The 26,255-nt window shown below is 62.5% G+C and carries 29 protein-coding genes; 12 read left to right on the top strand and 17 right to left on the bottom strand.

Translation table 11 applies throughout. The annotated features are described in order from the left end of the window. The first annotated feature begins 84 nt into the window (after positions 1-84). A complete protein-coding gene (locus tag QZ268_RS16975; protein WP_295454914.1) occupies positions 85-1,104 on the top strand; it encodes a hypothetical protein in 1,020 nt (339 codons plus the stop codon). A gap of 244 nt (positions 1,105-1,348) precedes the next feature. Here QZ268_RS16975 and glp read toward each other — a convergent pair whose 3' ends face one another. The 4 genes from glp to QZ268_RS16955 form a co-directional block, all read right to left on the bottom strand. Further along, on the bottom strand, positions 1,349-2,605 hold the full coding sequence (gene glp, locus QZ268_RS16970) for a gephyrin-like molybdotransferase Glp (RefSeq protein ID WP_295454912.1): 1,257 nt from the start codon (positions 2,603-2,605) through the stop codon (positions 1,349-1,351). 27 nt (positions 2,606-2,632) lie between these two features. Beyond that, on the bottom strand, positions 2,633-3,124 hold the full coding sequence (gene mobB / locus QZ268_RS16965; protein WP_295454911.1) for a molybdopterin-guanine dinucleotide biosynthesis protein B: 492 nt from the start codon (positions 3,122-3,124) through the stop codon (positions 2,633-2,635). Beyond that, positions 3,121-3,756: a molybdenum cofactor guanylyltransferase MobA gene (gene mobA, locus QZ268_RS16960; protein ID WP_295454910.1), complete on the bottom strand. Its 636-nt coding sequence runs from the start codon at positions 3,754-3,756 to the stop codon at positions 3,121-3,123. The genes mobB and mobA overlap by 4 nt, the downstream gene beginning before the upstream one ends. A gap of 133 nt (positions 3,757-3,889) precedes the next feature. Continuing rightward, the gene (locus tag QZ268_RS16955) at positions 3,890-4,789 is read right to left on the bottom strand and encodes a formate dehydrogenase accessory sulfurtransferase FdhD (protein WP_295454996.1); all 900 of its coding nucleotides are present in this window, start codon (positions 4,787-4,789) and stop codon (positions 3,890-3,892) included. 49 nt (positions 4,790-4,838) lie between these two features. Here QZ268_RS16955 and QZ268_RS16950 point away from each other — a divergent pair, with 49 nt between their 5' ends. The 3 genes from QZ268_RS16950 to QZ268_RS16940 are packed head-to-tail and all read left to right on the top strand — an operon-like array spanning position 4,839 to position 6,321. Beyond that, complete coding sequence (locus QZ268_RS16950) at positions 4,839-5,591, top strand: AzlC family ABC transporter permease (RefSeq protein WP_295454908.1); 753 nt, start codon at positions 4,839-4,841, stop codon at positions 5,589-5,591. Further along, positions 5,588-5,917 (top strand): AzlD domain-containing protein, encoded by a 330-nt coding sequence (locus QZ268_RS16945; RefSeq protein WP_295454907.1) that lies wholly within the window; start codon positions 5,588-5,590, stop codon positions 5,915-5,917. Before QZ268_RS16950 ends, QZ268_RS16945 begins: the two co-directional genes overlap by 4 nt. Before the next feature lie 35 nt (positions 5,918-5,952). Further along, a complete protein-coding gene (locus QZ268_RS16940) occupies positions 5,953-6,321 on the top strand; it encodes a hypothetical protein (protein ID WP_295454905.1) in 369 nt (122 codons plus the stop codon). Between the two features lie 86 nt (positions 6,322-6,407). On the opposite strand, the gene QZ268_RS16935 is transcribed toward QZ268_RS16940, so the two are convergent. The 5 genes from QZ268_RS16935 to QZ268_RS16915 all read right to left on the bottom strand — a co-directional run bounded on the left by QZ268_RS16935 (position 6,408) and on the right by QZ268_RS16915 (position 10,659). Next, positions 6,408-7,025, bottom strand: coding sequence for a hypothetical protein (locus QZ268_RS16935; RefSeq protein ID WP_295454994.1), 618 nt, complete (start codon positions 7,023-7,025; stop codon positions 6,408-6,410). Between the two features lie 63 nt (positions 7,026-7,088). Further along, entirely contained in the window at positions 7,089-7,223 is a 135-nt protein-coding gene (locus QZ268_RS16930) for an aa3-type cytochrome c oxidase subunit IV (protein ID WP_295454903.1), read from the bottom strand. Positions 7,224-7,411: 188 nt separating this feature from the next. Further along, entirely contained in the window at positions 7,412-7,861 is a 450-nt protein-coding gene (locus tag QZ268_RS16925; protein ID WP_295454901.1) for a DUF6173 family protein, read from the bottom strand. Positions 7,862-7,906: 45 nt separating this feature from the next. Next, on the bottom strand, positions 7,907-8,953 hold the full coding sequence (locus QZ268_RS16920) for an MBL fold metallo-hydrolase (RefSeq protein ID WP_295454900.1): 1,047 nt from the start codon (positions 8,951-8,953) through the stop codon (positions 7,907-7,909). A 2-nt stretch (positions 8,954-8,955) separates the two neighbouring features. Beyond that, positions 8,956-10,659 carry an acyl-CoA dehydrogenase gene (locus QZ268_RS16915; protein WP_295454898.1) on the bottom strand — a complete coding sequence of 568 codons (1,704 nt, stop codon included), beginning with the start codon at positions 10,657-10,659 and terminating at the stop codon, positions 8,956-8,958. Positions 10,660-10,813: 154 nt separating this feature from the next. On the opposite strand from QZ268_RS16915, the gene QZ268_RS16910 reads away from it, so the two are divergent. Further along, positions 10,814-11,812, top strand: a complete 999-nt coding sequence (locus QZ268_RS16910; RefSeq protein WP_295454897.1) for an L-threonylcarbamoyladenylate synthase — start codon at positions 10,814-10,816, stop codon at positions 11,810-11,812. A 24-nt stretch (positions 11,813-11,836) separates the two neighbouring features. On the opposite strand, the gene QZ268_RS16905 is transcribed toward QZ268_RS16910, so the two are convergent. After that, positions 11,837-12,394, bottom strand: coding sequence for a YqgE/AlgH family protein (locus QZ268_RS16905; protein WP_295454895.1), 558 nt, complete (start codon positions 12,392-12,394; stop codon positions 11,837-11,839). A 322-nt stretch (positions 12,395-12,716) separates the two neighbouring features. Between QZ268_RS16905 and QZ268_RS16900 the strand changes: the two genes are divergently transcribed. Beyond that, positions 12,717-13,454 carry a protein-disulfide reductase DsbD domain-containing protein gene (locus tag QZ268_RS16900; RefSeq protein ID WP_295454992.1) on the top strand — a complete coding sequence of 246 codons (738 nt, stop codon included), beginning with the start codon at positions 12,717-12,719 and terminating at the stop codon, positions 13,452-13,454. Positions 13,455-13,494: 40 nt separating this feature from the next. Then, positions 13,495-13,929 carry an NUDIX hydrolase gene (locus QZ268_RS16895; protein WP_295454893.1) on the top strand — a complete coding sequence of 145 codons (435 nt, stop codon included), beginning with the start codon at positions 13,495-13,497 and terminating at the stop codon, positions 13,927-13,929. A 35-nt stretch (positions 13,930-13,964) separates the two neighbouring features. Here QZ268_RS16895 and QZ268_RS16890 read toward each other — a convergent pair whose 3' ends face one another. The 6 genes from QZ268_RS16890 to QZ268_RS16865 all read right to left on the bottom strand — a co-directional run bounded on the left by QZ268_RS16890 (position 13,965) and on the right by QZ268_RS16865 (position 21,614). Continuing rightward, positions 13,965-17,366 (bottom strand): efflux RND transporter permease subunit, encoded by a 3,402-nt coding sequence (locus QZ268_RS16890; RefSeq protein WP_295454891.1) that lies wholly within the window; start codon positions 17,364-17,366, stop codon positions 13,965-13,967. Positions 17,367-17,369: 3 nt separating this feature from the next. After that, positions 17,370-18,854: an HlyD family efflux transporter periplasmic adaptor subunit gene (locus QZ268_RS16885; protein WP_295454890.1), complete on the bottom strand. Its 1,485-nt coding sequence runs from the start codon at positions 18,852-18,854 to the stop codon at positions 17,370-17,372. Positions 18,855-19,027: 173 nt separating this feature from the next. After that, positions 19,028-19,570: a molybdenum cofactor biosynthesis protein B gene (moaB, locus tag QZ268_RS16880; protein ID WP_295454889.1), complete on the bottom strand. Its 543-nt coding sequence runs from the start codon at positions 19,568-19,570 to the stop codon at positions 19,028-19,030. Between the two features lie 8 nt (positions 19,571-19,578). Beyond that, positions 19,579-20,205 carry a LysE family translocator gene (locus tag QZ268_RS16875; protein WP_295454887.1) on the bottom strand — a complete coding sequence of 209 codons (627 nt, stop codon included), beginning with the start codon at positions 20,203-20,205 and terminating at the stop codon, positions 19,579-19,581. Continuing rightward, positions 20,202-20,801, bottom strand: coding sequence for a metallophosphoesterase family protein (locus QZ268_RS16870; RefSeq protein WP_295454885.1), 600 nt, complete (start codon positions 20,799-20,801; stop codon positions 20,202-20,204). Before QZ268_RS16870 ends, QZ268_RS16875 begins: the two co-directional genes overlap by 4 nt. 12 nt (positions 20,802-20,813) lie before the next feature. After that, on the bottom strand, positions 20,814-21,614 hold the full coding sequence (locus tag QZ268_RS16865) for a uracil-DNA glycosylase (RefSeq protein ID WP_295454884.1): 801 nt from the start codon (positions 21,612-21,614) through the stop codon (positions 20,814-20,816). 184 nt (positions 21,615-21,798) lie between these two features. Here QZ268_RS16865 and QZ268_RS16860 point away from each other — a divergent pair, with 184 nt between their 5' ends. From QZ268_RS16860 to plsY, 5 genes are read left to right on the top strand one after another with little or no spacing between them, the layout of a single operon-like run. Further along, positions 21,799-22,785, top strand: coding sequence for an aspartate carbamoyltransferase catalytic subunit (locus QZ268_RS16860; protein WP_295454882.1), 987 nt, complete (start codon positions 21,799-21,801; stop codon positions 22,783-22,785). Between the two features lie 13 nt (positions 22,786-22,798). Next, a complete protein-coding gene (locus tag QZ268_RS16855; protein ID WP_349376258.1) occupies positions 22,799-23,326 on the top strand; it encodes a hypothetical protein in 528 nt (175 codons plus the stop codon). Between the two features lies 1 nt (position 23,327). Next, a complete protein-coding gene (locus QZ268_RS16850) occupies positions 23,328-23,723 on the top strand; it encodes a hypothetical protein (RefSeq protein WP_295454879.1) in 396 nt (131 codons plus the stop codon). Beyond that, complete coding sequence (pyrC, locus tag QZ268_RS16845) at positions 23,720-25,030, top strand: dihydroorotase (protein WP_295454877.1); 1,311 nt, start codon at positions 23,720-23,722, stop codon at positions 25,028-25,030. Before QZ268_RS16850 ends, pyrC begins: the two co-directional genes overlap by 4 nt. Next, a complete protein-coding gene (gene plsY / locus QZ268_RS16840) occupies positions 25,030-25,635 on the top strand; it encodes a glycerol-3-phosphate 1-O-acyltransferase PlsY (protein WP_295454876.1) in 606 nt (201 codons plus the stop codon). The genes pyrC and plsY overlap by 1 nt, the downstream gene beginning before the upstream one ends. Before the next feature lie 49 nt (positions 25,636-25,684). On the opposite strand, the gene QZ268_RS16835 is transcribed toward plsY, so the two are convergent. Beyond that, positions 25,685-26,035 (bottom strand): hypothetical protein, encoded by a 351-nt coding sequence (locus tag QZ268_RS16835; RefSeq protein WP_295454874.1) that lies wholly within the window; start codon positions 26,033-26,035, stop codon positions 25,685-25,687. Positions 26,036-26,255: the final 220 nt, after the last annotated feature.

Here is a 26,255-nt window from a genome sequence, read left to right as displayed (position 1 = left end):
TCTCCTTGCCTCTGGCCCTGAAACCGTTAGCCTTGTGTAAAGCCTGTATAAACCCAGACCTCCCTTCGGATTGCGAGCCTGCCTATGACTGCCCAGGATGCCTCCAAACGCCTCTCTCCCCTTGCGGGGCGCGGCCCCAAAGCGGGCCAACCCGAGGCCGGAATGGGCGGCGCCGAAGTGGTGGCGATTTTGCTGTCGGCACTCTGGCTTTTGGTGATTCTGGCTCTCTATCTGCTGGCCCCGGCGGATCAGGGGATCGCGCACTGGACGCCGACCGTGCTGACGGCCTTGGCCATTGTGATGCCGCTGGTGATGATCTGGGTTGGCACCTCGGCGCTGCGCGCGGCGCGGGTCATGCGCAGCGAAAACCAGCGCCTGCAGGCGGCCATCGACAGTCTGCGCCACAGCTACCTGACCCATGTGCAGCAAACCGAGGCGGCGGGCGAGCCAACCGTGAGCCAGAAACTGGAAGAAATCGCCGAGGCCGCCCGCAAGACGGAAACCGCCCTGGCCACCTTTCAAAGCAGCCGCCATGGCCCTGCCCGACCCGCCATTCCGGCAGAGGCCAGCAAGCTGGCCACCGAGGATCAGGGCAGTCTGGCGCTCGGCACCTCTGCGGAAGACATGGCGCCGCCCCTGCCCGCAGAGCAGTTCATCCGGGCGCTGAACTTCCCCGAGACCGCAGAAGATGAAGATGGCTTTACCGCCCTGCGGGCGGCGCTGAAGGATCGTAAGGCAGCACAGGTCGTGCAGGCGGCCCAGGATGTGCTGACCCTGCTGAGCCAGGATGGCATCTATATGGATGACCTGCGCCCCGATATGGCCCGCCCCGAGATCTGGCGACAATTTGCTCAGGGCACCCGTGGCCGCGCCGTCGCCGCCTTGGGCGGGGTGCGCGATCGCACCTCGCTGGCGCTGACCTCGGCCCGGATGAAGCAGGATCCCATTTTTCGCGATGCAGCACATCACTTCCTGCGCCGGTTTGACCGGATGTTTGCCGAGTTCGAAACCGATGCCACTGATGGGGAAATCACCGCCCTGGGCGACACCCGTACTGCCCGCGCCTTTATGCTGCTGGGGCGGGTTGCCGGAACCTTTGACTAGCCGCCGCCTTTGACCAACCGGGAGCTCTGAGCAGGCCGACAGTGCCCTGTCTGGAGGCCCGGAATTTGACTGCTTTAAATTTGGCGGCCCTGACGGGCCACTGCCTCCGGCGGAGGTATTTGGAGCAAGATGAAATCTAGGCCCTGCCCAAGCCGACACGCCAGCCGCTATACAACACCACACATCAGGGCGCCCAATGGGCTACCGCCCCGCCCACTGTCGGACCTCCCACAGAGGGCCAGATTTACAGGTTAAAGGCGCTATAGGGAATGTAGCGGACCAGGTCACCCGGTTGGATCTGCGCACCGCCATCTGCCAGTTCAACCAGGCCTTCGGCCCAGCTGAGGCCGGAAATGCGCCCGGAGCCTTCAGATTTGAACACCTCGACCTGACCCTGCCGGACCCGGGCGCGCAGATATTCGCGCCGGCCCGGTTTTTTGTGTTTGGCAAACGCGGCGGGCAGATCAAATCCCTGTGGCTGGTGCCAGTTGGCGCCGGCCATTTGCCCCATGGCGGGGCGGGCAAAGATCAGCGTGCAGACCAGGGCCGCAACCGGATTGCCGGGCAGGCCAAAGATCGGCACGCCCTGCCACATGGCCAGAGCCAAAGGGCGCCCGGGTTTCAGCGCGATGCGCCATTCCTGCAGGGCGCCGCTTTCGCGCAACAGCGCCGAGACGTGATCTTCGTCCCCCGCCGATGCGCCCCCGCTGGTGAGGATCACATCCACCTGCGCCGCAGCCGTATCCAGCCGGGCACGCAGAGCGTCGCGATCATCCACCACGCGCCCAAGATCCACCGGCACGAAACCAATCTGCCGCAACAGCGCCAGCAGCATTGGCCGGTTGGCATCATAGATCTGCCCCGCGGCGGCTACCTCGCCAACTTCGCAGAGCTCATCCCCGGTTGACAGAACCCCCACCCGCAGGGGCAGGTAGACCTGGACCTGGGAAATACCAGCAGCGGCGGCAAGCGCCAGATCTGCGGGCGTCAGCACCCGTCCGGCTGGCAAGATCACCACCCCCGAGGTCACATCCTCGCCTGCCTTGCGGGTATTGGCGCCGCGTTTCAGCGGGCCATGGAAGGCGATCTCCGCTGCGCCCAGCGATACGTCCTCCTCCAAGATAACGGTATCGACACCATCGGGCAGCGCCGCCCCGGTGAGGATGCGGATGGCCTGACCTGCGGGCACCGCGCCCTCATAGGCCAGCCCGGCGGCGGCGCGCCCCGGCATCAGGGGCAGCACATGCGTACCCTCAGCAATTGGCCCGGCAAAACCATAGCCATCCACTGCCGTATTGGGCAGCGCCGGGTTTGAGCGGTTGGCAATAACATCAGCGGCCAGGATGCGGCCTGTGGCTGTGGTCAGGGGCAGCTCTTCGCTGCTGACGACCCGCTGCAACCGCTTTCGCAGCAGCGCCAGGGCCTCGTCTACCGGGGTCCAATCGACGCCTGCGGGCAGGGAAAAGCAATCGTTGCGCAGCGGAGGGGGGGTCAGGGTCATCGGCGTCCTGCCTTTACAAAAGAGGAGCTAAAGCGACAGCTCTGCGGCGATAAAATCCGCAATCGCTGTGGTGTCATCCAGATCAAAAACCGGCTGTTCGCAGGCCAGTGGCACATCGCTGGCCAGGGCGCGAACGCTGGCATCCATGGGCGCGAGCAGGGGCTGACCGGCGGCGGCGCGGTGGGCCTCGATCTTGGGGTGGGGTTCGCGCTTATAGCCCTCGACCAGCACCAGATCCACCGGTGTCAGCCGTGCCAGCAGCGCGGCCAGCGATGGCTCTTCGGCGCCGCGCAGCTCTTGCATGATGGCAATGCGGTGGGTCGAGGCAAGGATCACCTCGGCGGCACCAGCCATACGGTGGCGGTGGCTGTCGGTGCCCGGCTGGTCCACGTCGGTGCTGTGATGGGCATGTTTGATGGTCGAGACCGTCAGGCCGCGCTCAGTAAACTCGGTCACCAGGCGCTCCATCAGCCCGGTTTTGCCGCAGTTCTTCCAGCCAGTGATACCGTAGAGTTTCATCGCATCAGCTCCTTAGCCCGGGTGAGATCCGCAGGCGTGTTGACGTTGAAAAAGGGATCAAAGGGGGTGGCGTCAAACAGCGCCTCGCGGCCTCCGTGCTGGTCGGTCCAGAGCACCACCTTGCGCAGACCATCCTTGAGCGCCGCCCGTAGATCATCGCGCAGGGCCACCGGCCAGAGGCCAAAGGTCGGGTGGCGATTGACCTTGCTGCGGCCCCCCGATTTCAGCGCGTCGCCGGTGCGCGGCGTTGTCGCCAGCACCAGCGGGTGTGTCTGGCCCTCTGAAGCCGCCACCAATCGCGCCACCAGATCCGTCGGGAAAAACGGCGTATCGGCAGCAGCGGTGACAATGGCCTCAGCCCCCTGCCCGGCGGCCCAGTCGAGCCCGGCCAGCACCCCGGCCAGGGGACCGGCAAAGCCATCAATGCTGTCAGCCACCACCGGCAGGCCCAGATCAGCAAAGCGCGCCGCATCGCCGTTGGCGTTCAGCGCCAAGCCTGAGACCTGTGAGTCCAGCCGGTCGCGGACCCGCGCCAGCAGGCTTTGGCCACCGATCTGCAACAGGCCTTTGTCGCCGCCGCCCATCCGGGTGGCGAGACCACCGGCTAGGATTACTCCGAGGGGTTTGGTCATTTATTGATCTCCTATGACGTCGTACGGACGCGACAACAGAAAAGAGAGTACAAAGCGCCCACCCCGTGAGGGGCGGGTTGGGCGCAGCCCGGCTGCGCCGGGCTAGAAAACTGGAGAGACATTTCCAACCGGTTCACTCCGCACCCTTCCTGCGATATTTCTTTGCCTCAACCGGCGCATCGCGCGGGTCCATGTCGCGCTCTAGTCGCCCGTCGCCGGACAGGCAGACAAACCGCTGGCCTTTCATGCGGCCAATCAGGGTGAGGCCGACCTGCTGGGCGATCTCGACGCCCCAGGCGGTAAAGCCCGAGCGCGAGGCCAGCACCGGAATGCCCATCATCGCAGTTTTGATCACCATCTCGGAGGTCATCCGGCCCGTGGTATAAAGGATCTTATCCGATGCATCGACGCCTTCCGACAGCATCCAGCCGGCGATCTTGTCCACCGCATTATGGCGCCCCACATCCTCCATATAGACCAGCGGACGGTCCTGGTGACACAGCACCGTGCCATGGATTGCCCCGGCCTCAAGATAGAGCGAGGGGGTGCGGTTGATCTTATGCGCCAGGGCATAGAGCCAAGAGGTTTTCACCGGTGTGGCAGGCAGCTGCACATCCTCCAGCCCCTCCATCATATCGCCAAAAACGGTGCCCACCGCGCAGCCAGAGGTGCGGGTTTTTTTCTGCAATTTTTCCTCATAGTTGGTCTCGCGGGCGGTGCGCACCACCACCACCTCCAGCTCTTCATCATAGTCGACGCGCAGGATATCCTCGCCCGGGGACAGCATGCCCTGATTGCGCAGGAAGCCCAGCGCCAGATACTCTGGGTAGTCGCCAATGGTCATGGCGGTGACAATTTCCTGCCGATTCAGATAGATGGTCAGCGGGCGTTCCTCGACCACCGACAGGGACACCGCAGCGCCGTGTTCGTCATGGCCGGTCACGCCACGGGTCAGGCCTGGGCGCCCCGGATCGGGCGCAATCAGGTACTCGGATAAGATCTCCGTGAGGTCAGATGATTTTACCAATTGCAGAGCCCTTTGAAGCTGCCTACCAAGTTGTCAGTGAACTTAGGACGGGCGCATGGCAATCACCACCACGAAATCCCTGTTTTGGAAAGGACTGCGCGACAGCCTGCCCTTTCTGCTTGTGGCCAGTCCTTTTGGCCTATTGTTTGGAGTTCTGGCTGCCGAAGCGGGACTAAATGTCCTTGAGGCCCTGGCCTTTTCGCTCGCGGTTTTTGCGGGCGCCGCCCAGTTCACCGCCCTGCAACTGCTGCAAGAGAACACGCCGCTGCTGATCGTTCTGGTCTCGGCCCTGGCGGTGAATCTGCGGATGGGAATGTATTCCGCCTCGCTGACCCCCTACCTTGGCGATGCGCCGATGTGGCAGCGCGCCTGTGCCGCCTATATGACCGTGGATCAATCCTACGCCCTATCGATCGTCAAATTTGAGACCGAACCAGAGATGACCACGCCGCAGCGCATGGCCTATTTCTTTGGCACCACCTCGGTGATTGCCCCCAGCTGGATGATCGCCACGGTCGTCGGCGCTTTGGTGGGGGCGCAGATCCCGGCAAGCTGGGGGTTGGATTTTGTGCTACCCCTGGCCTTTCTGGCAATGATCGGCCCAATGCTGCGCACCCCTGCGCATATGGTTGCCTGCTTTGTCGCCATTGTCGCTGCGCTGCCTGCAACCTTGATGCCCCATAACCTTGGGCTGATTGTTGCCGGGCTGGCAGGTATGATGGCCGGCGCCCAGACTGAGCTCTGGCTTGAACGCAAAGCCGCCCGCCGCACCCCCAGCAGCAGCGCCAGCCAGGAGACCTCATCATGAACGGATTTGACAGCCTCAGCCTTTGGATTGTGATAACCGGCATGGCGGTCGGCAGCTTTGCCCTGCGGTTTGCCTTTATCGGATTTATGGGCGGGCGCCCGATGCCTGCCTGGCTGATGCGGCACCTGCGCTATACGGCGGTGGCCATTCTGCCGGCATTGGTCACGCCCCTGGTTGTCTGGCCCTCCCCGACAGGCGGAGAGACCAGCCTGCCGCATCTGGCTGTCGCCGCCCTAACCTTCGCGGTGGGCTATTTCACCCGCAATGTGCTCTGGGCACTGCTCAGCGGTGTCAGTGGGTTTTTGCTGCTGTTTTTGCTTGGGTAGAATTGCAAGACCCCGGTCGATCAAAAGGGAAAGTCATGGATCATAAGCTTGACGATTTGATCGCCCTGGCTTCTGAATCTCCTGGTCAAAGGATCACGGAAAACCATGTTCGCTCCCTGACTGAAGATCTTTCAAAAGAGGTGTTTTACAACTCTCTCAGCTTGGAAGTCGCCCGGAGATACCAACGCGGTATACTCTGCTACACCCGCTGCGGTTCCATCATGAACGATCTTTGGTCTGTTCTGGTGGGACACCTCAACGGCGGGATGGTGCCCTCTCCGTTCTATGAGATTTATGAAGCTTTTGACGCTGGTGAATATCATCGCAAGAAAGACAAAACGGACTCTCCGGAGACAGAATTCACCAGACCTATGATTGAGGCGATCTTGGCGAACGTAGAATGACCCTCGCCTCAACTGCTCAAAAAAAACGGCTGAGCAGGTTTTTCCCCGCTCAGCCGCTCTGATCTTTACTTGGTCCGCCGCACGGATTACTCGCTCTGCGTGGTCTCGTAGTTCAGGACAACATTGCCCTCAGCTAGGGCCTTTTGCAGATCCGCGTCGTCATCCTCATAGTATTTGCTGGTGACAACACCGGGAAGCGCGCCGAACTGCTCGGACAGCTTCACCGGGTAGAATGTGGTTTTCAAACCTTGCAGCCCAGGGATCTGGCGCAGGATGGAGGAGGTGGAATTGGCGCAATAGGCCCCCGGCACCCGACCATTTGAGATCGCCAGCTCATAGGCCAGCTGCGCCTGCGCAGGCGTGACCTCAAGACGCTGCACCACCACATGGTGGGTGCTGCGGGCATGGGCACCGCGATAGGCCAGCACAACAGGCGGAGTGATGCCAAACAGCACGTCATTCCGTTCCGGCACCACATCTGCATAAAAGGATCCGGCAGGGTCAAAGATCACCCGCTCAGAGGCATTGATCATCAGGGAGGTATGACCACCGGAGCCGGTCCGGTTGTTGACCATGGTAAACAAGGTCAGCGCAGGTGGCCCGCTGTGGGTATAGGATGCTGCTGCAAGTGTCGCCGCATCCGCATTGGGCTTTTTCTGGGCCTCACAGCCCGCCAGCACAATACTGCCCGCCAAAAGAGCCATCGCCAGGCCAATACGACCAGGCGCCCGGCGCGCAACCGCTTTACCAGATGTCATGTGCAAGGATCAGGTTGCAAATACGGCGAGAAACAACGCCAGAAACACCAGGAAGATGGTGAAACGCGTGGTGAAGGTGATGAAGCCTGCATAGGTTTCTTCTTGAACTTTAGAGTCCATGGTACCGTGTTTGTGTTCAGCCATGATGGATCTTTCTATTCGCGTATGTTTTTTTGCTGGATACTGGATTTCAAATTGCCTGTCACCACGTCATTGCCGCACAGGGGGGCAAAAACCCCAACCTGCGACCAATCCGTCGCGTCCTTGCCCCAATCCGCAGCTGTTCTGCCCGCTGCAGCCCCCGGACAAGGCGCACCGCCGAATCGCCGCCCCTAGGTCTCCAGGTCGCTGGCCAGACGAAATCCGATACGATTGGCCGGGACTTCCTCGCGGGGTTTGGGCAGGGCGCGCAGCATCACGTTCATCTGGCTCACATGCTGCACCAGTTGGGTTTTGGCGCCTGCGCCATCGGTGCCATAGAATGTCACGATGTCAGGGTCATAATACCCCATGCCCTCGATCCGCAGCACCCCGGCGTCACCGCCGACAAAGCCCATGGCCACCTCATGCTCGCTGTCCAACTGCTTCTCAAAGTTCTGGATATATAGGATCAGCCGCTCATAGGCCCAGCGCGCCTGGCTCTTGGCACCATCGGTTTTTTGCAGCTGTTCTGGCACTTCGGTGAGACCATTTTTGGCCTCTGGGTCCGCATGCACCTCATGGACGCAGGGCAATGCCGCGGCCTCGACGGCCTCGGCGCTGGTTGAAATCTTGTTGTCCATGGCCTTCACTCCCCTGCCACTCTTCTGCCGGGGAACACCCGGCGCCTAATCTATGCTCTGGTACATCCAGGCGTCGTTGTCGCTTTTGACGCGACTGACGCGACCTGTGCGGTACAGATGATTGACATGGGCCACCGCCTCTACCAGTGCAAGCCCATATTCACCCTCGCCAATCTTACGCTTGAACAGCGGCGCAAAACAATCGGCTGCGGTCTTTGGCGTTTCAAGATGGTTCATCAGCCGGTCAAGCGCGCCGTGGTGATTGTCGATCAGCTGCCGCATGCGCAGCGGCAACCGGGTAAAGGGCAGCTTATGGCCCCCCAGCGCCAGATGATCCGGGCGCGACAGCGGTGCCAGCCGCTCGCAGGCCTCCAGCCATTCGCCCAGGGGATCGGCCATGGGTTCGGTGGCATAGACCCCGATATTGGGGCTGATCGAGGCCAGGATCTGGTCGCCAGTGATCACAAGATTGTCATCGCGACTCCAGAAGGTGGCGTGTTCGGGCGCGTGGCCATTGCCCATATGCACATCCCAGTCACGCCCGCCCATGCGAAAGACATCGCCCTGTTGCACCCGGGTAAAGCCCAGCGGCATCGGGTAGACCATATCGGAGAAATTGAAGGGCCGGTCGGCAATGCGTTTGTCATAAATCTCCCCGTCCATCCCGGCAGAGCGGTAATAGGCCAGGGTTTCGGCGGGCCAGGTTTCCTGCACATCCAGCGTCAGCATGCGGGCAAACAGCCAGGCAGTGCGGCTGGTGACCAGCTCGGCGCCATATTCGGACTGAAACCAGCCCGCCAGACCGATGTGATCGGGGTGATGATGGGTGCCGACAATCCGGCTGATCGGCTTGCCCTTCAAGGGGCCTGCCATCAGGCTTTGCCAGATTTCGCGGCTTTTGCGGGTGTTAAAGCCGGTGTCCACCACCGTCCAGCTGTCGCCCTCGTCCAGGGCATAGATGTTGACGTGATCCAGCTTCATCGGCAGCGGCTGGCGCATCCACAGAACCCCTTCGGCGACCTCAATCGCCTCGCCCAGCGCGGGCGGTTCGGTCCAGGGGGTGCGGGGGCCTACTTCGGGGACACTTGCCATGATCAGCCTGCCAATTCTTCAAGAGTGAGCGCCATGGTGCCGGCGGCACCTTCCTGCACATGGGTCAGCAGACCCGAATGTTCCGGCAGCATGCGTTTGATGTAGAACCGCGCCAGTTTTTCGCGCGGGCCACCCTTGTCGGCAATGGCCGCAGACAGGTGGTAATGCCCCCCCAGAACCCGGGCAAAGGCGCGCAGATAGGGCACCGCCCCGGCAAAGCGATCCTGCAGGTCGTCCTGCTCTACCAGCCATTCAGTGGTTTCACGCAGGGATTCGCAGGCCTGCCAGACCGCCTCTCCCATATTGGGATGGGTGGCCCGGGCGCCCTCGGCCTGGGCTTCGATCTCGTCAATGATGCGATGGGCCATATCGCCGCCATCCATCATCTTGCGCGCCACCAGATCCATCGCCTGGATGCCATTGGTGCCCTCATAGATCGAGGTCACCCGCACATCTCGCAGGAACTGAGCCGCGCCGCTTTCCTCGATAAAGCCCATGCCCCCATGCACCTGAATGCCCAGATCGGCCACCCGAATGCCGGTCTCGGTGCCAAAGGCCTTGGCGATTGGAGTCAGAAAGGCAGCCCGCGCCTTCCAATCCGCAGCCCCGGTTGCGGTCTGCATATCGGTGGCATGAGCACAGGCCAGCAGGATCGCCCGCGCAGCGTAGGTATCGGCTTTCATCTCCATCAGCATCCGGCGCACATCGGCGTGATCCGCGATAAAGCCCGAGGGCGTCTTACCCTGTTTGCGCTCCAACGCATAGGACATCGCCTGCTGATAGGCCGCTTCGCTAACGCCAACGCCCTGGCCGCCGACGCCCAGGCGGGCATTGTTCATCATGGTGAACATCGCAGCCATACCCCCATGTTCGGGGCCAACCAGCCAGCCCTTGGCGCCATCAAACTGCATCACGCAGGTCGGGCTGCCATGCAGGCCCATCTTATGCTCCAGGCTGACCACACCCAATGTGTTGGCAGCACCCAGGGTGCCATCCTCGTTGGGCAGGAACTTGGGCACCAGAAACAGCGAGATCCCCTTGGTGCCAGGCACCCCGTCGGGCAATCGCGCCAGCACCAGATGGCAGACATTCTCGGCAAAATCATTGTCGCCCCAGGAGATATAGATCTTCTGGCCGGTCACCGCATAGGATCCATCGCCATTGGCTTCGGCCCGAGAGCTGAGCGCCCCCACGTCAGAGCCCGCCTGCGGTTCCGTCAGGTTCATGGTGCCGGTCCATTCCCCCGAGATCAGTTTCGGCAGGTACATCTGTTTCAGGGCGTCACTGGCGTGATGCTCCAGCGCCTCGATCTGGCCCTGGCTCATCAGGGGTGCCAGCTGCAAAGACAGGCAGGCCCCCGACATCATCTCATTCACTGCCGCCGTCAGGGTCATCGGCAGCCCCATGCCGCCCTGCTCAGGCGCGGCGCTCATGCCAATCCAGCCGCCTTCGGCAATGGCCGTGAACCCCTTGCCAAAGCCGGGCGAGGTCCGCACCACGCCGTTTTCCAGCGCCGCAGGCTGCACATCGCCCGCCCGTTGCAGCGGCGCCATGACCTCATCACACAGCTTGCCCGCTTCGGTCAGGATCGCAGTCACCAGTTCACGGCTTGCCTCGCTGAATCGGTCCGTCTGGGCGATCTGCTCAAAGCCAATCACGGTGTTCAGGAGAAACTCATACTCGGAAACGGGGGCACGGAAGGTCATAGGCATCCTCTTGTCGGCCTTGGGGATAATCGCGGGCGCAGGCTTGGCATTGCCCAAACCGCCCGGTATGTCTGTTGCGCTGTCTATCAGTTTAGCTGATCGATTACCTAACCTTCGCCCCCTTGCAATCAACCAAAACGCCGCGTCACCCAAAATGCCTCAAGAAACCGACCAAAAAGCAACGCAAATGCTGGATGCCTCCGCCAGCGGGATCAGTCGCGCAGCGCAGCTGCTGCGGCAGGGCGATCTGGTCTCTTTCCCAACCGAGACGGTCTATGGCCTGGGCGCCGATGCCCGGCGCGGCGATGCGGTGGCGGCGATCTATGCCGCCAAGGGGCGTCCCAGCTTCAACCCGCTGATCGCCCATGTGGCCTCGGTTGAGGCTGCAAAACGCCACGTTATATGGAATCCTTGGGCCGAGACCCTGGCCCGCGCCTTCTGGCCCGGACCGCTAACGCTGGTGCTGCCGCTGGCACCCGGACATGGCATCTCCGAGCTGGTCACGGCCGGGCTCGACACCCTGGCGGTGCGGGTGCCAGCCCATCCCACGGCGCAAAAGCTGCTGGCCGCGCTCGACGGTCCCGTAGCGGCTCCCTCGGCCAACCCTTCGGGGCAGATCAGCCCCACAACGGCGCAGCATGTCATGGCGGGCCTTGCCGGTCGTATCGCCGCTGTGGTTGCAGATGGGGCCTGCGGTGTTGGTGTCGAATCCACCATTGTTGGCCTTGCAGGGGAGGCCCCCGTGCTGCTGCGCCCCGGCGGTCTGGCAGCCGAGGAAATCGAAGCAGTACTGGGCCAGCCCCTGGCCACACGCGACCTCCACGACCCCCTGACAGCGCCCGGCCAGCTCCTGTCCCACTACGCGCCACAAGAGCGGGTGCGGCTCAATGCGACCTCTGCGCGCGCGGGCGAATGCTACCTGGGATTTGGCCGCTACAGCGGCGCCCGCGCCTGCGACCTCTCCCTGTCCACGCGCGGCGATCTGGTTGAGGCCGCCGCCAATCTCTTTGGCCATCTGCATCATCTGGATGCGCAGGGGCAGCCCATTGCCGTGGCCCCCATCCCCGAGACCGGCCTTGGCGCTGCCATCAATGACCGGTTGCGCCGCGCAGCAGCGCCGCGCGATGAACCCTCGCCAGCTTCAGGTAACTAGACGCACCCCTAGAACCGCTCCAGTTCAGGCGCTCCCGGCACTGGCCGAAAGCGACAGCGGATCAATCCCCAGGGAGCCAAGCGCCGCCTCCCATTTATCCACATCCGCGGTCTCAAAAATCAGCGCATCCGTGCTCTCGGTGGTGAGCCAGCCATTGGCAATGATCTCTGCCTCCAGCTGCCCCGGCCCCCAGCCGGCATAGCCCAGCATGATCAACAGCTTCTCAGGCCCATTACCCTGGGCAATATCCTCAAGAACATCCAGGGTTGCAGTCATGCCATAGCCCGGCGGCACCGTCAGGGAATTGATACTGGATTCATACTCCGGTGAATGCAGCACAAACCCGCGCTGCACCTCCACCGGCCCGCCAAAGCGGATGGCCTCTTCGCCCTTGCCTGCCGCAATCACCGGGATCTCCAGCTGCTCAAGCAGATTTCCCAGCTGCACCTCCGGCGCAACCTTGTTGATGATCAGCCCCATGGCCCCGTCTTCGCTGTGCGAACACAGAAAAATAACCGAATGCTCAAACCGAGGATCGCCAATGCCCGGCATCGCGATCAATAACTTCCCGGTGAGATCCATATCCTGCCCTTTCCCTTGGCTGTTACAGCGTCTTCTGCAGCATGCCGCCCAGCTTCCGAAGGTGCAAGAGCCTCCGGGCGATCCGGTCACAACAGCGCAGTCAAGCATTTGACCAGATCGTGACTTGGCAATTGCCTCGCAAGAGGCCATTTATATTTCCATGCATGAATATCTTCCTCCCCTCGGCCCACAAACCGATCCCAGATCCGCCGCCTCAAAACCGGCGGTCAGCCTGCGCAGCCTGATGGGTGCCGCAGTTGCAGTGTTTGCTTCGGCGCTCACCCCGTTTGCGGCCAATGCGCAAAGCGCCCTGCCCACCAGCATGGATGAGCTGGTGCAAGTGGAAATCCTTGACGGCGGTGTCTCACCAGATGGGACATATATCGGCGCCCTGCGCCTGACCCTTCGCGACGGCTGGAAGACCTATTGGCGCGCCCCCGGCGAGGCAGGTATTCCCCCCAGTTTTACCTGGCGCGGCTCCCGCAATGTCGGCGAAATGTCGATAACCTGGCCCACACCCGAGGTGTTCTTGACTTCTGGTTATCAGACCATCGGCTATCACCATCAGCTGGTGCTGCCGATAGAGATCACCCCCGAAAGGCCCGGCCGCCCGGTGCGGCTCAAAGGACGGATGGAGCTGGGCATCTGCAAAGATATCTGTGTGCCATCGGAACTGTCTTTCGACCATCAGCTAGATTCAGCAGCGCCGCGCAACCCGGCCATCGTCGCCGCCATTGCCGCCCGCCCCTTTTCCGCCCGCGAAGCCAGGGTCTCCGCCAGCACCTGCCGCTTGACGCCAACCAAATACGGTATCGAAGTCGAAGCCCGGATCACCATGCCCAGCGCTGGTGGCACCGAGGTCGCGGTGATCGAGGCTGGCTCGCCGCATCTGTTTGCTGGCGCCACCACCACCCGGCGCAGCGGTGGTACTCTGGTGGCCACATCCGAGCTGCTTCCCACCCGCGCGGGCAGCCTGGCTGCGGTGGATCGCTCACAATTGCGGATCACGGTGCTGGGGCAAAAACATGCGGTGGATATCTCTGGCTGCACAGCTGGGTAACCGCCGGGTAGCGTCCGGGTAACTGCGAAATGGTGCCAGAATGTCGATGATCCAGCCCCAGCGCCCCGTTCTCGGGGCAATTGCCGTGGTCTACCACCTGGGACAGGTCATCCTGATCCAGCGCAAGACCGAGCCCAATGCCGGCTGGTGGGGCTTTCCCGGTGGTCATGTGGAGCTGGGCGAAACCGCCATGCAGGCAGCCATCCGCGAGCTGTTTGAGGAAACCGGCGTCGTGGCCCGCCCCCTGGAATATCTGACCAATATCGACGTCTTGCTGCGTGATTCTGTGGGTGCGGTGCAAAAGCAATATCTGCTGACGGCGGTTCTCTGCGCTTATGAAAGCGGCACCCCTGTGCCTGATGATGATGCGCTGCAGGCCAGCTGGATCCCCGTCGATGAAATCGAAGAGCGGGGATTGGAGCTGATTGATCAGGTCGCAGACGTGGCCCGCCTGGCCCGCCAAAAACAGGCATAGTAAAACCAGCCTGAAACGGGCTTAGGCTGCCCAGTTTAGGCTGTCCGGTGCCGCCGCAGGCCAAAGACCAGCGCCGAAATCAGATAGGCCAGCAGGGACAGCGCAGCGATCCCGCCCAGCGCCAGAAACAGCCCGGCGCGCAGTGGCTCAAACCCGGCCAGACCGGGCAGCACCGTGCGCAAGGCCGGGTGCAGCGCTCCGGTTGCCATCGCCCAGCCCAGGCTTACTCCCAGCCAGCCCAACTGCGCCACTCCGGTGCCCAGAACCAGCCAGCGCAGCGGGTTTGTCCCGCCACGCAGGGCCCGGCGCAGGGCCGTCACAGGCCGCGCCATATCCCGTTGGATTGCCACCAGAGCCGGCACCACCAAAAGCACCAGAAACATGCCAAAGCCCAAGCCATAGACCAGGGTGATCACCGTTGGCTTGAGGAACTGCGCCTGCTGCGAGCTTTCATACATCAAAGGCGCCAGCCCCAGTACCGTGGTCAGGGTTGTCAGCATCACCGGCCGCAGCCGGTCCGCCGCCCCGTCAATGATCGAAGGCACCAACCCGCGGGTTTCGGCATATTCGTCGATGGTGGTCACCAGCACGATGGAATCATTGATGATAATCCCTGTCATCCCCAACAGACCAACCACGGTGAACATGCTCAGCGGTATGCCCCACAGATAGTGGCCCCAGATGGTGCCCACCAAGCCAAAGGGAATGATCGCCATCACCACCAGGGGCCGGGTCCAGCTGGCAAAGATCCAGGCCAGCACCAGATAAATCCCGGCAAGACAGAGGATCAGCCCGGTGCGGGCATCGTTGAGAAAGTTGTCTTCCTGTTCGCTCAACCCGCTAAGCCGCCACTCCACCTGACGGCGGCTGGCGATATCGGGCAGGATTTCCTCCTCCAGCGCCTTGCCGATATCGGCGGCACGGGTTGGGTCATCCTCTGAGATATCACCGGTGACGCTGATCAGGCGAATGCCGTTTTCGCGCCGCACGGTGGAAAACCCCGTGCGCTGGCTCACCGAAACAATATCCGAGAGCGGCACATAGATGCCGCCGGGGCTGCGCATCAGGGTGCGCTCCAGGAAATCCGCCGACAGCTCATCGCGGGGCAGCTCGACCCGGATCTCAGCGCTGCGTGGCCCATCCGGGTAGGTCGCGGCTTCGATCCCGTTCAACCGGGCCCGCAAGGCCCGCCCCAGGGTGTCGATGGTAAAGTTCAGCGCCTGCCCCTGGGGCGTCAGCTCCAGCACCACTTCCTCTTTGTCATAGGCAAGATTGTCTTCCACCGCCGAAACCTCAGGGTAGCGTAGCAGCGCGGTTTTTAGATCTTCAGAGGCCGCCTTGAGCACCTGAACATCAGCGCCATAAAACTGCACATCCAGCGCATCACCACCGGGACCAGAGCGCCAGCTGCGAAAGCTGACGGCCTCGACCAGCGGGTGGTTTTGCACCTCTTCCTGCAGTTCGGCCACAAAGGCAAAGCTGGAATAGTCAGGCCGCAGATCCGCGTCGATCAGCTCGATCGAGATCCCGCCCAACAGGTCCGTGTCCTTGGCATCCACCCCGGACATGCCGCGCCCGGCATTGCCGCCGACCTCGGCGATGACAAAATCCACCGGATTGGTGTCATCATAGCGCTCCGCAAAAGAGGCCCCCGTAGCGGCGGTGGCCCGTTGCATCTCCGCCATCATCGCCAGGGTGTCGGCGCGGGTGGCGCCTTCGGCCATGGCAAAATTGCCAGTGACAGAGCCGCGCTCCGGCGCATTGAAGAACCGCCAATTGACATCGCCACCAATAAACAGCGCCATCTGGCTGGCCAGAATGGTCAAGGCCCCCGCCAAAACCACGTAACGCGCCTGCACCACTAGGGCCATAATGGGGCGAAACAGGGTGTCACGCATCCAGCGAAAGCCGCGATTGACCATGCGATTGGGCCAATCATACCAATGGTCCTTTTGTGCATGGGTCAGCGCATGGGCCATATGGTGCGGCAGGATCAAAAAGCACTCCAGCAACGAGGCCGCCAGCACTGCAATTACCGTAAAGGGAATATCACGGATCAGATCACCAAAGCGCCCGCCAATGGCGGTCAGCCCAAAGAAGGCGATGATGGTGGTCAGGGTGGCGGCAAAGACCGGCATCGCCATGCGGCGCGCGGCGTTCTCGGCGGCCTGCATCGGGGTTTCATTCAGGCGGCGCACCCGGAAATCGGCGTGCTCCCCCACCACGATGGCATCATCCACCACGATCCCCAGGGTAATGATCAGGCCAAACAGGCTGATCATATTGATGGTGATCCCGGCGGCATACATCAGTGCCACGGCGGCAAACATTGCCGCCGGAATACCCGCCGCCACCCAAAAGGCAATGCGGGTATTGAGGAACAGGAACAGCAGCGCCATGACCAGCCCCAGCCCCATCAGCCCATTGTCGATCAGAATATCCAGCCGGTCAGAGATGGCAGCGGCACGGGTGCGGATCAGCTCGGCACTGACGCCCTGCGGCAGGGTGGTTTGCAGCGCATCGACCACCTTTTGCACCTCAGCCTGAATGGCAATGGCATTGCCCATATCCGAGCGATCCACCCGGATCGACATGGCCGGGTTGTCGCCGACAAAATAGGAACGGTTGCGGTCCACCCCTTCGCGGCTGACATGCGCCAGATCGCCAATGGTCAAAACCGAACCATCTGGCTCTGTCCGCAACACGATCCCTTCGATCTCTTCCGGGCTGCGCTTTTCCCGCCCGGTACGCACCCGGGTATTGGCCCCGGTCACATCCCCCGCAGGATCGGCATCGACCTCGGCGGCGATGGCACTGGCGATATCGCTCATCGCGATATCATGGGTGATCAAACTGTAGGAGGGCACCTCGACCAGGGTCTGTGGTGCAGCAAGGCCGCGAATGGTGGTGCGGGTGACCCCGACTGCAAACAGGCGTATAATCAATTCATCGGCGAACAGCCCCAGCTGATCCGGCGCCAGCGGCCCCGAGATCACCACATCCGTCACCCGGTCACGCCAGGCGCCGCGCCGCACCGTCGGGTCATCTGCCTCTTCCGGCAGGGTGGTAATGGCATCCACCGCCGATTGCACATCATCCGCCGCCAGCGCCATGTCCCAGCCCGGCTCAAAATCCAGCACGATCGAGGCGACGCCTTCGCGCGAGGAGGCGGCGCTTTCCTCCACCCCGTCCACCGCCAGCAACACCGGCTCCAGCACCTGCACGATGGCGCCGTCCACATCTTCCGGCCCGGCACCCTCCCAGGTGACGCCGACCGTGACGCTTTCGATAATCACATCCGGAAAGAACTGCGCCCGCATCTTTGGGATTGCCGCAGTGCCAAGCAGCAAGAGCACCAGCAACAACAGGTTTGCCGCCGTGCGGTGGCGGGTAAAGTAGCTCAGCAAACCGCCGGCAGGACGCGACAAATCACGCATGGATTATCCCCCCATCCGGGCTTCGATCCGGTTGACCAGCCCGGCTGGCACCTGCGCCTTGGCCAGGGCCGCCAGCATCCGCTCCTTGGCCGCATCCGGCAAGCCTGCGCTGCCTTCGACGGCGGCGACCAGTTTGGCGCGGCGTTCTTCTGACAATTCAATCAGCTCGGCCGCCGTCGCCGACCGCTCAGCCGCGGGGGGTGGCTGTGTCGTCCCTGCGTCCTGATGCAGGGGGCGCACCCGGATCCCGGCGCCCAAAAGCGGCGTACGGCCGGTCACCACTTGTCGGCCCTCCAGCCCCGCGCCGCGGATCAGCACATCATCGCCCTGTCGGCGCAGCAGCTCAACCGGCAGCGACTGCAACCGCTCTTCAGGCCCCAGCACCAGCACCGTGCCATCGGATCCCAGCGCCGAAGCCGGCACCCGCGCCACAGCCAAGAGCGGCGGCTCGCTGACCTTCACGGTGACAAAATCGCCCGGTTTGAACCCTGGCGTCAGATCCAGACTGGCATAGAGCAATCGGCCTGTTTGCCCGTCCCCCACCGCGCCGCTGGCGCGCGACAGCCGCCCCGTTGCCTCAAGCCCGGCGCCCGCCGCATCCAGAGTCACCCGCACCGGGGCTGGGCTGAGCCGATTATCAGCGCCCAGCAACCGGGCATATTGCAGGGTAGACACACGGAATGCGGCCTCCAGTTGATCGCCATCGACCAGCTCTGCCAGTTTTTCATTGGCCGAAACCAGACGTCCTTCGACCAGGGTAACCGCCTGCAGGGTGCCATCGAACCCGGCACGCAGGGTGGTATCGGCGAGGTCGCGCCGCGCCCTGTCCAGGGCAATCTGACTGCGGGCCACCCGGGTGGCCGCCTGATCAACACGGGCCTCGGCCTGGCTGACCGCCTGGCGCCGCGAAATCACCGCCTGGCGCGCCTGCACGGCAGTGAGCTCAGCCGCCTCAACCGCTGCGGTGGTGCCAACACCACGCTCTTGCAGCTCCAACTGGCGTTGATGCGCACGGGCCCGCAACTGCGCCTGATCCTGTGTCGCCTTCAGTTCATCCTTGGCAAGGGTCAGGTCGCGGGTGGCGTCGCGCTCTTCCGCGCGGGAGTCCTGCATATCGGCCTCGGCCTCTTGCAGCGCCGCCTGCATATCAGAGGGGTCGATCTGGATCAGGATCTCCCCCGCCTGGACCACGCCGCCCTCTTCAAAACGGTCGGACAAATGGATGATCCGTCCACCCTGAGCGCTGCGCAGCTCTAGCGTCCGGCGGCTTTCAACCCGGCCAAAGGCGATGAGTTCCGGCGTAACCTCTTGCAGATCGGCAGTGACGAGGTTCACCGCAAAAACCCGTTCGCGCGCTGGTGGCTTGCGCGGTTCGGCGTTGAGCCGTGTCTGCACCGCCCCCACCACCATCTGCCCCGCATAGAGCATCAGCGCGACTGCCACTGCCGCCAGAAACAAACCCGTCAAACTATGCCGCAAAAAGCGCATGCCTTATTCCCTTTGGTGGCTGGGGATCGCCCCTGCTACCCTATCAAATATGTTTCTTTGCCAGACAAGGCGCCGCTCTGAGAGCCCCCTGCTGAGCCTCCCCTGTGCAGCGCCTTATTGGCACATATCACTGTACATAGTGTGCGTCTTATTCGAATACACGCACCGTGGCGTTACTTCCGTCGCTGGGTTTCGGTCAAACGCGGCATTATTTCCACAAAATTGCAGGGGCGGTGCCGGTAATCCAGCTGCATCGCCAGGATTTCGTCCCAGCCATCCTTGCAGGCGCCGGGGCTGCCGGGCAGCGCAAAAATGTAGGTGCCGCCTGCAACGCCCCCTGTGGCGCGCGATTGCACCGCCGAGGTGCCGATCTTTTTCATCGACACGATGGTAAAGACGGTGCCAAAGGCCTCGATCTCTTTTTCATAGACATCCCGGTGCGCCTCAACCGTGACATCGCGCCCTGTCAGCCCGGTGCCCCCGGTGGAAATCACCACATCCACCGCCGGGTCTGCCACCCAGGCGCGCAGCTGATCGGCGATCTCGCCCCGTTCATCCGGCATGATCTGGCGATCCGCCAGGATATGCCCCGCCGCCTGCAACCGGTCGACCAGCACCTGCCCCGAACGATCCTCCGCCAGGCTGCGACTGTCCGAGACGGTAAGGATGGCGATACGGACCGGGATGAACTCCATGGTTTCGTCGATACGTGACATAGCAGACCTCATGTCTTTTGCAAAAGCGCGAGCCTGAGTGCCAGCCCCGCAAATATTCCCGCCGAGATGCGGCCCAGCCACAGGCCCGCCCGCGAGGTTGGGGCCAGAAAGCGCCCGGCGGCACTGCCAAAGACGCCAACCAGCCCATTGATGACAAAGCCCCCCAGCGCCAGAACCAAGCCGTAGATCAGGAATTGCCCCAGCACTGGCCCGGCCTCGGGCACCACAAACTGTGGCACAAAGGCCAACACAAACAGGATCACCTTGGGGTTGGTCAGATTGACCCAAAACCCGGCGCGAAAAGCGCGGGAGGCCGGAACCGGCGGCTGACCAGGCTGCGCCGCCCTGGCCGGCGCCTGCAGCGCGCCCCAGGCAAGATACAGCAGATAGGCCACGCCAAGCCAGCGGATCACATCAAACAGCCCCGGCATTGTATTGACAACCGCGCCCAGCCCCAGCCCGGCCAGCGCCACATGTACCATCCCGCCGGCAGAAATCCCCGCACTAGCCGCCAGCGCCGATCTGCGCCCCGACCGCAGCCCCTGCCCCAGAGAGAACATCATATCAGCGCCGGGGGTGAGGTTCAGTGCCAGCGCCGCCGGCACAAAGGTCAAAAGAGTGATGGGGTCAATCATGGTATGACGTCAAAAAAGTTAGGCTCTGGCCCCAGATTGGCGGTCAGGGTTGTGCCGATTTGACCGCGAAATCCCCAACTGTCGTGAATATGACCAAACAGAGCCAGCTGCGGCTGCAGCCGCTCCACCGCCTGCAGGATCGAAGTGGAGCCAACAGACAGTCCCAGCGAGGTCGCATCCCCCTGTCCCTTGGGCGGGGAATGGCAGATCAGAATGTCAGCGCGCGCGCAGCCCGCCAGCAGCGCCTCAGCTTCAGCCTCTGACAGATTATAAGACCACGCGCCAAAGGGCGGCGCGGGAATACCACCGCCAAGGCCAAAGAAGTGCAGCCCGCCAAACTCCAACCCCTCACCGTGCAGGACATGCATCCCCGGCAGGGCAGCAGCGCGCATCTCCGCCGCGCTTTCGGCATTGCCCGCGACAGTGATCAACGGAGGCGCGATATCGGCCAGCAGTGCCATGGCCTGATCCAGACCTTTGCGCTGATTACAGAAATCCCCGGCGCCAATCACCAGATCCGCCTGATCGCTGGCCGCTACCAGTGCCTCCGCATGGGCAGCAGACAGGTGCAGGTCGGAAAAGGCCAGTATTTTCATCTGCAAAGATCCCTAGTTTGGCGCGCCCAACCGCGCCTTTAATTCCAGCAAATCGGCCCAGGCCGCGCGCTTTTGCTCGGGCTGGCGCAACAGATAGGCCGGGTGGAACATCGGCAGCACTGGCTTGCCCCAGGCCTCGGCCCAATTCCCGCGCAGCCGCGAGATGCCCCGTTTGCCCAGCACCGCCTGACAGCTTATATTGCCCATCAGCACCAGAATGTCCGGCTGCGCCAATTCCACATGGCGGGCAAGAAAGGGCAGCATCATGTCGATCTCTTCCGTGCTGGGGTCGCGGTTTTGCTGTGGCCGCCAAGGCAACACATTGGTGATATAAACGTTTTTCGCCCGGTCCAGATCAATTGCTGCCAACATCCGGTCCAGCAACTGCCCCGCCGGGCCGACAAAGGGCTTGCCCTGCTGGTCTTCTTCGCGCCCAGGGGCCTCGCCAATCACCATCACCCGCGCGCCGGGCTGACCATCGCCAAAGACCAGATTGCGCGCGCCCAGCTTGAGCTCACAATGACGAAACTCCGCCAGGGCCGCCCGCAGCGAGGGCAGTTCCGGCGCGGCAGCAGCGGCCTTGCGAGCTTCGGCCACCGGATCGACGGGTTTGGGCCTGGGAGCAACGGGGGGCGGCATACCGGGCTTTTGACCGGAGGCCTGATCCGACTGTTGCCCCTGACGCGCCTTGGGCGCAGGCGCGGCCAGTTCATAGCGGTTGACCGGCTCTTCACACAGGGCTTCGGTGGCGCCAAGCTCCACCTGCCACTCCAACAGCGCTTTGGCGCTCCAATAATCAATTGCCGATTCCATGGCCTAAGCTACCCCGCCACGCGGGTGAGCGGAACACCCCTAATGCAGGCCACCGCAGCCGCAGTGCCGCGGCCGCACCTGCGGTGATTTGGCCGGGGCAGCCGCAATCAAACCCGCCTATCGACCTTGCCCCAAAAGGCCGTGCTGCCTATAAGGTGCGACAAACAGAGCGGAGCCTGCCCAGATGTCTTCCCCAACCTCTTCCCCCCTCTCTCCCACCGGTTTTGGCCACCGCCATCTTTTGGGGATCGAGCCGCTCAAACCCCATGAGATCACCGCAATTCTGGATCTGGCCGACAGCTATGTCGATCTGAACCGCCGCCCCGAGAAACATTCGGACGCCTTAGCGGGTCTCACCCAGATCAACATGTTTTTTGAAAACTCCACCCGCACCCAGGCGAGTTTTGAGATTGCCGGCAAACGTCTGGGCGCTGATGTGATGAACATGGCGATGCAGGCCTCCTCGATCAAAAAGGGCGAAACCCTGATTGATACCGCGATGACCCTGAACGCCATGCACCCCGATCTGCTGGTGGTGCGCCATCCCCATTCCGGCGCGGTGGATCTGTTGGCGCAAAAGGTCAACTGCGCGGTGCTGAATGCCGGCGACGGCAAACACGAACACCCAACCCAGGCGCTGCTGGATGCGCTGACCATCCGCCGCGCCAAAGGTCGCCTGCACCGGCTGAACATCGCCATCTGCGGTGATGTCGCACATTCCCGCGTGGCGCGCTCAAACCTGATCCTGCTGGGCAAGATGGAAAACCGCATCCGGCTGATTGGCCCGCCCACCCTGGTTCCCGGCCAATTCGCCGACTTCGGCGCCGAGATTTACGACGACATGCGCGAAGGCCTGAAAGACGTCGATGTGGTGATGATGCTGCGCTTGCAAAAGGAACGGATGGACGGCGGCTTTATCCCCTCTGAGCGCGAGTATTTTCACCGCTACGGACTGGACGCTGAAAAACTGTCCCATGCCAAACCCGATGCCATCGTCATGCACCCCGGCCCGATGAACCGAGGCGTTGAGATTGACGGCACCCTGGCCGATGACATCAACCGGTCGGTGATCCAGGAACAGGTGGAAATGGGGGTCGCCGTGCGCATGGCCGCAATGGATCTGTTGGCGCAAAACCTGCGCCAAAGCCGCAACACTGCGGCGGCAGGCTGATCCTGTGCAAGGTGTGATCGAAATTCCAGCCGAAGAGCGTGGCGTGATTCGGGTTTTTAACCTGGACATGGCGCCCGAACAGGCGCGCTTTTTACGCGAACCCGGTGCCCTGGCTCAGGTGCTGGGAATTGATGAGATTGACCTGGACAATGTTGAGATCTTCCCGGTCTCGGACCTCGAAGAGCTGGGGCTGGCGGGCTATCTCATCCAGGGCTGCGGCATTGCCGAGACTGAGATCACCCCGGACCGGGAGCGGCTCGCCGCATTGCAGGGCCATGTGCTGCTGCTACGCTCGCGCGCCTTTGGGGGTGCCGCCCGCCGCCTGACGCTCTCCAGCCAGATCACCCATGTCGCCAGCTACGGTGAGCGGCCAATCAGCTGGAGCGCCCCGCCCCAGCCTGCGCCTGAGAGCAGCAAGCTCTACACTGGTGCCAGACCTTCGCCGCGCGACACCCGCGCTGCCGCCCGGCGCATTGGCGCCAGCCTTTTTACCGTGGTGATGCTGCTTATTGTCCTCACCCTCTATGTTCTGGTGTTTTGAGATGACTGTGATCGAATTCACCCCCAACCGCAGCGCCTATATCACCGCCCATGCCTGGATGGCAGCGATTGCCATGGTGGCCGGGATGGTCATTCTTTGGGCCGTTGGCAATCCCCATGTCTGGACCGGAGCCATCGGCGGGCTGGGCGCCATCGGACTGCGCGGCTGGTACATGATGAGCGAAGAACTGGCCGTGATCTGGCGGATCTCTGACGGCGTGCTAACCGGCCCCGCCGAGCGCCGTGTGCCGCTGGATCAGATCGCAGCGGTCAAGACCATGGGATCCTACGTGCAGGTGATCACCAAGGGCGGTGACAAGCATCTGATCAAGTATCAATCGTCGCCCAGCACCACCGTCGCTGCCCTAAATCACGCTATCGAAAGGCCCGTTGCATGACCCTTTTCTTTATCAATGCCCGCCTGATTGACCCCGAAGCTGGCACCGATAGCCTGGGGGGGCTGCTGGTTCAGGATGGTAAGATTGCCGAACTCCTGCCCGAGGGTACGGAGCCCGCGCAACTGTTTCGTGCGCGAAACATTGACGCCGACAGTGCCGAAATCATCGACTGTGAGGGCAAATGTCTGGCGCCTGGCATTGTCGATATCGGCGTCAAGGTCTGCGAGCCGGGCGAGCGCCACAAGGAAAGCTACAAGACCGCTGGCCTCGCCGCCGCCGCTGGCGGAGTGACCACCATTGTCACCCGTCCCGATACCACACCGAGCATCGACAGCCCGGAAACCCTGGAATTTGTCACCCGCCGCGCCCAGGCCGACGCACCGGTGCATGTGCTGCCCATGGCAGCCCTGACCAAGGGGCGCGAAGGGCGCGAGATGACCGAGATTGGTTTTCTGATGGATGCCGGTGCGGTGGCCTTTTCCGACTGCGACCATGTGGTCAGCAATACCAAGGTGTTTTCCCGCGCCCTGACCTATGCGCGCTCTTGCGGGGCATTGGTGATTGCCCACCCGCAAGAACCCCTGCTCAGCGCCGGGGCTGCCGCAACATCGGGCAAGTTTGCCGCCCTGCGGGGGCTGCCTGCGGTGTCGCCGATGGCGGAACGCATGGGGCTGGACCGCGACATTGCGCTGCTGGAAATGACTGGCGCCAAATATCACGCCGATCAGATCACCACCGCCCGCGCCCTGCCCGCGCTGGAACGGGCCAAGGCAAATGGGCTGGACATCACCGCCGGCACCTCGATCCACCATCTGACCCTGAACGAGCTGGACGTGGCCGACTATCGCACCTTCTTTAAGGTGAAACCGCCGTTGCGATCAGAAGACGACCGGCTTGCGGTGGCCGAGGCGGTGCGCAGCGGGCTGATCGACACGATTTCCTCGATGCACACGCCGCAGGATGAAGAAAGCAAACGCCTGCCCTTTGAGGAAGCCGCCGCGGGTGCCGTGGCGCTGGAAACCCTGCTGCCGGCCGCAATGCGGCTGTATCACGCAGAACTCATGGACCTGCCAACACTGTTTCGCGCCATGGCGCTGAACCCGGCCAAACGGCTGGGGCTGGCCTCGGGTCGGCTCAGCGCCGGGGCGCCGGCGGATCTGGTGCTGTTTGATCCCGACATGCCGTTTGTAATGGATCGCTTCCAGCTGAAGTCAAAATCGCAAAATACGCCCTATGATGGGCAGCGGATGCAGGGCAGAGTGCTGGCAACCTATGTCACCGGTACGCCGGTATACCGGAGAGACTGATGCCCCTGATCGAAAGTGCCGCCACCATCCTGTTGCTTTGGGCCGTGATTGGCTATCTGCTGGGGTCGATCCCCTTTGGTCTGGTTTTGACCAAGGCAATGGGGCTGGGAAACCTGCGCGAGATAGGCTCGGGCAATATTGGCACCACCAACGTGCTGCGCACCGGCAGCAAAGCCGCCGCGGCAGCGACGCTGATCCTGGATGGCGGCAAGGGCGCGGCGGCGGTGCTGTTGGCGCGTTTTCTGGCAGGCGAAGATGCGGCGCAACTGGCTGGGCTCACGGCCTTCCTCGGCCATTGCTTTCCGGTTTGGTTGAAATTCCAGGGTGGCAAGGGGGTAGCAACCTTCCTGGGGCTGATGTTGGCACTGGCCTGGCCCGTCGGCATCGCCTGCTGCCTGATCTGGGTGGCCAGTGCCGCCATCAGCCGGATCTCCTCTCTGAGCGCCCTGATTGCAGCTCTGTCTGCACCGCTTTGGTGTTACCTGATGGGCTATCCGTCGGTGATCCTGCTTGCGGTTTTGCTGACGGCCCTGGTGTTCTGGCGCCATGGAGGCAATATCAACCGGCTGATCTCGGGGAATGAGCCACGTATCGGGCAGAAATAGCCTGATGTCCGCCGCCGCTTAGCGCCATCCTAATGCCGCGCCTGCGGCGTTAGGGGATGAGCCGTTCCAGACCGCGGCCATTGGCCCAGGTGCCGTGTAGCTCGCCGCTGGGCATGCGCACATAGACAACCGGATACTGATCCCCCCAATCGACCCAAATCACATCGCCACTGCGGGTGCCGCTGCCAGAATAGCTTTGGCTGCCGACCTGCCAATTCACCTTGATCACCCCCTTGCTGTCGCGGATCTGCACTGTGCCACTATAGCTGCTGCCATCGGGGTTGCGCCCCTCTGCCCGGTACAGCCCCGTAACGCTTTGGGCCAGGGCGCCGCCCGCTGCCAAGAGAGTGGATGCAAATAGTCCGGCAATCACCACCCGGCGTGACCAAAAAACATTCATCGCGAATTCCTCCTGCACACTGGCTTTACTGTGCCGCACCCCTGGCAATTTGTCAGCAAAATAAGGACCTCCGCATATTGTGATGCGCCAGGTCTGCGCATCCACGCACAGCAGTTCTGAGCATATGCGCAATCAAAAACAGTTTGATTGAACGTGATCGACCCCCTCTCCACATGGGGTCCATGACAGCCAGACAGGCGATCATACAAATCTCATACGT

It is taken from the genome of uncultured Pseudophaeobacter sp. (genome assembly GCA_905479575.1).
Taxonomy (GTDB): Bacteria; Pseudomonadota; Alphaproteobacteria; order Rhodobacterales; family Rhodobacteraceae; genus Pseudophaeobacter.
The sequence above is the reverse complement of the archived record's forward strand: the minus strand, read 5'-3'. Positions and strand labels throughout refer to the sequence as shown.

Bases quoted from the DNA above. Each gene is read 5' to 3' on its own strand.
- QZ268_RS16910 (WP_295454897.1), top strand. From the start codon at position 10,814: ATGCCTCAAGAAACCGACCAAAAAGCAACGCAAATGCTGGATGCCTCC.
- mobB (WP_295454911.1), bottom strand. From the start codon at position 3,124: ATGAAACTCTACGGTATCACTGGCTGGAAGAACTGCGGCAAAACCGGG.
- QZ268_RS16895 (WP_295454893.1), top strand. From the start codon at position 13,495: ATGTCGATGATCCAGCCCCAGCGCCCCGTTCTCGGGGCAATTGCCGTG.
- QZ268_RS16920 (WP_295454900.1), bottom strand. From the start codon at position 8,953: ATGGCAAGTGTCCCCGAAGTAGGCCCCCGCACCCCCTGGACCGAACCG.
- glp (WP_295454912.1), bottom strand. From the start codon at position 2,605: ATGACCCTGACCCCCCCTCCGCTGCGCAACGATTGCTTTTCCCTGCCC.
- moaB (WP_295454889.1), bottom strand. From the start codon at position 19,570: ATGTCACGTATCGACGAAACCATGGAGTTCATCCCGGTCCGTATCGCC.
- QZ268_RS16925 (WP_295454901.1), bottom strand. From the start codon at position 7,861: ATGGACAACAAGATTTCAACCAGCGCCGAGGCCGTCGAGGCCGCGGCA.
- QZ268_RS16935 (WP_295454994.1), bottom strand. From the start codon at position 7,025: ATGGCTCTTTTGGCGGGCAGTATTGTGCTGGCGGGCTGTGAGGCCCAG.
- QZ268_RS16885 (WP_295454890.1), bottom strand. From the start codon at position 18,854: ATGCGCTTTTTGCGGCATAGTTTGACGGGTTTGTTTCTGGCGGCAGTG.
- plsY (WP_295454876.1), top strand. From the start codon at position 25,030: ATGCCCCTGATCGAAAGTGCCGCCACCATCCTGTTGCTTTGGGCCGTG.
- QZ268_RS16860 (WP_295454882.1), top strand. From the start codon at position 21,799: ATGTCTTCCCCAACCTCTTCCCCCCTCTCTCCCACCGGTTTTGGCCAC.
- pyrC (WP_295454877.1), top strand. From the start codon at position 23,720: ATGACCCTTTTCTTTATCAATGCCCGCCTGATTGACCCCGAAGCTGGC.
- QZ268_RS16850 (WP_295454879.1), top strand. From the start codon at position 23,328: ATGACTGTGATCGAATTCACCCCCAACCGCAGCGCCTATATCACCGCC.
- QZ268_RS16900 (WP_295454992.1), top strand. From the start codon at position 12,717: ATGGATGAGCTGGTGCAAGTGGAAATCCTTGACGGCGGTGTCTCACCA.
- QZ268_RS16875 (WP_295454887.1), bottom strand. From the start codon at position 20,205: ATGATTGACCCCATCACTCTTTTGACCTTTGTGCCGGCGGCGCTGGCA.
- QZ268_RS16975 (WP_295454914.1), top strand. From the start codon at position 85: ATGACTGCCCAGGATGCCTCCAAACGCCTCTCTCCCCTTGCGGGGCGC.
- mobA (WP_295454910.1), bottom strand. From the start codon at position 3,756: ATGACCAAACCCCTCGGAGTAATCCTAGCCGGTGGTCTCGCCACCCGG.
- QZ268_RS16945 (WP_295454907.1), top strand. From the start codon at position 5,588: ATGAACGGATTTGACAGCCTCAGCCTTTGGATTGTGATAACCGGCATG.
- QZ268_RS16870 (WP_295454885.1), bottom strand. From the start codon at position 20,801: ATGAAAATACTGGCCTTTTCCGACCTGCACCTGTCTGCTGCCCATGCG.
- QZ268_RS16890 (WP_295454891.1), bottom strand. From the start codon at position 17,366: ATGCGTGATTTGTCGCGTCCTGCCGGCGGTTTGCTGAGCTACTTTACC.
- QZ268_RS16930 (WP_295454903.1), bottom strand. From the start codon at position 7,223: ATGGCTGAACACAAACACGGTACCATGGACTCTAAAGTTCAAGAAGAA.
- QZ268_RS16915 (WP_295454898.1), bottom strand. From the start codon at position 10,659: ATGACCTTCCGTGCCCCCGTTTCCGAGTATGAGTTTCTCCTGAACACC.
- QZ268_RS16865 (WP_295454884.1), bottom strand. From the start codon at position 21,614: ATGGAATCGGCAATTGATTATTGGAGCGCCAAAGCGCTGTTGGAGTGG.
- QZ268_RS16950 (WP_295454908.1), top strand. From the start codon at position 4,839: ATGGCAATCACCACCACGAAATCCCTGTTTTGGAAAGGACTGCGCGAC.
- QZ268_RS16835 (WP_295454874.1), bottom strand. From the start codon at position 26,035: ATGAATGTTTTTTGGTCACGCCGGGTGGTGATTGCCGGACTATTTGCA.
- QZ268_RS16940 (WP_295454905.1), top strand. From the start codon at position 5,953: ATGGATCATAAGCTTGACGATTTGATCGCCCTGGCTTCTGAATCTCCT.
- QZ268_RS16905 (WP_295454895.1), bottom strand. From the start codon at position 12,394: ATGGATCTCACCGGGAAGTTATTGATCGCGATGCCGGGCATTGGCGAT.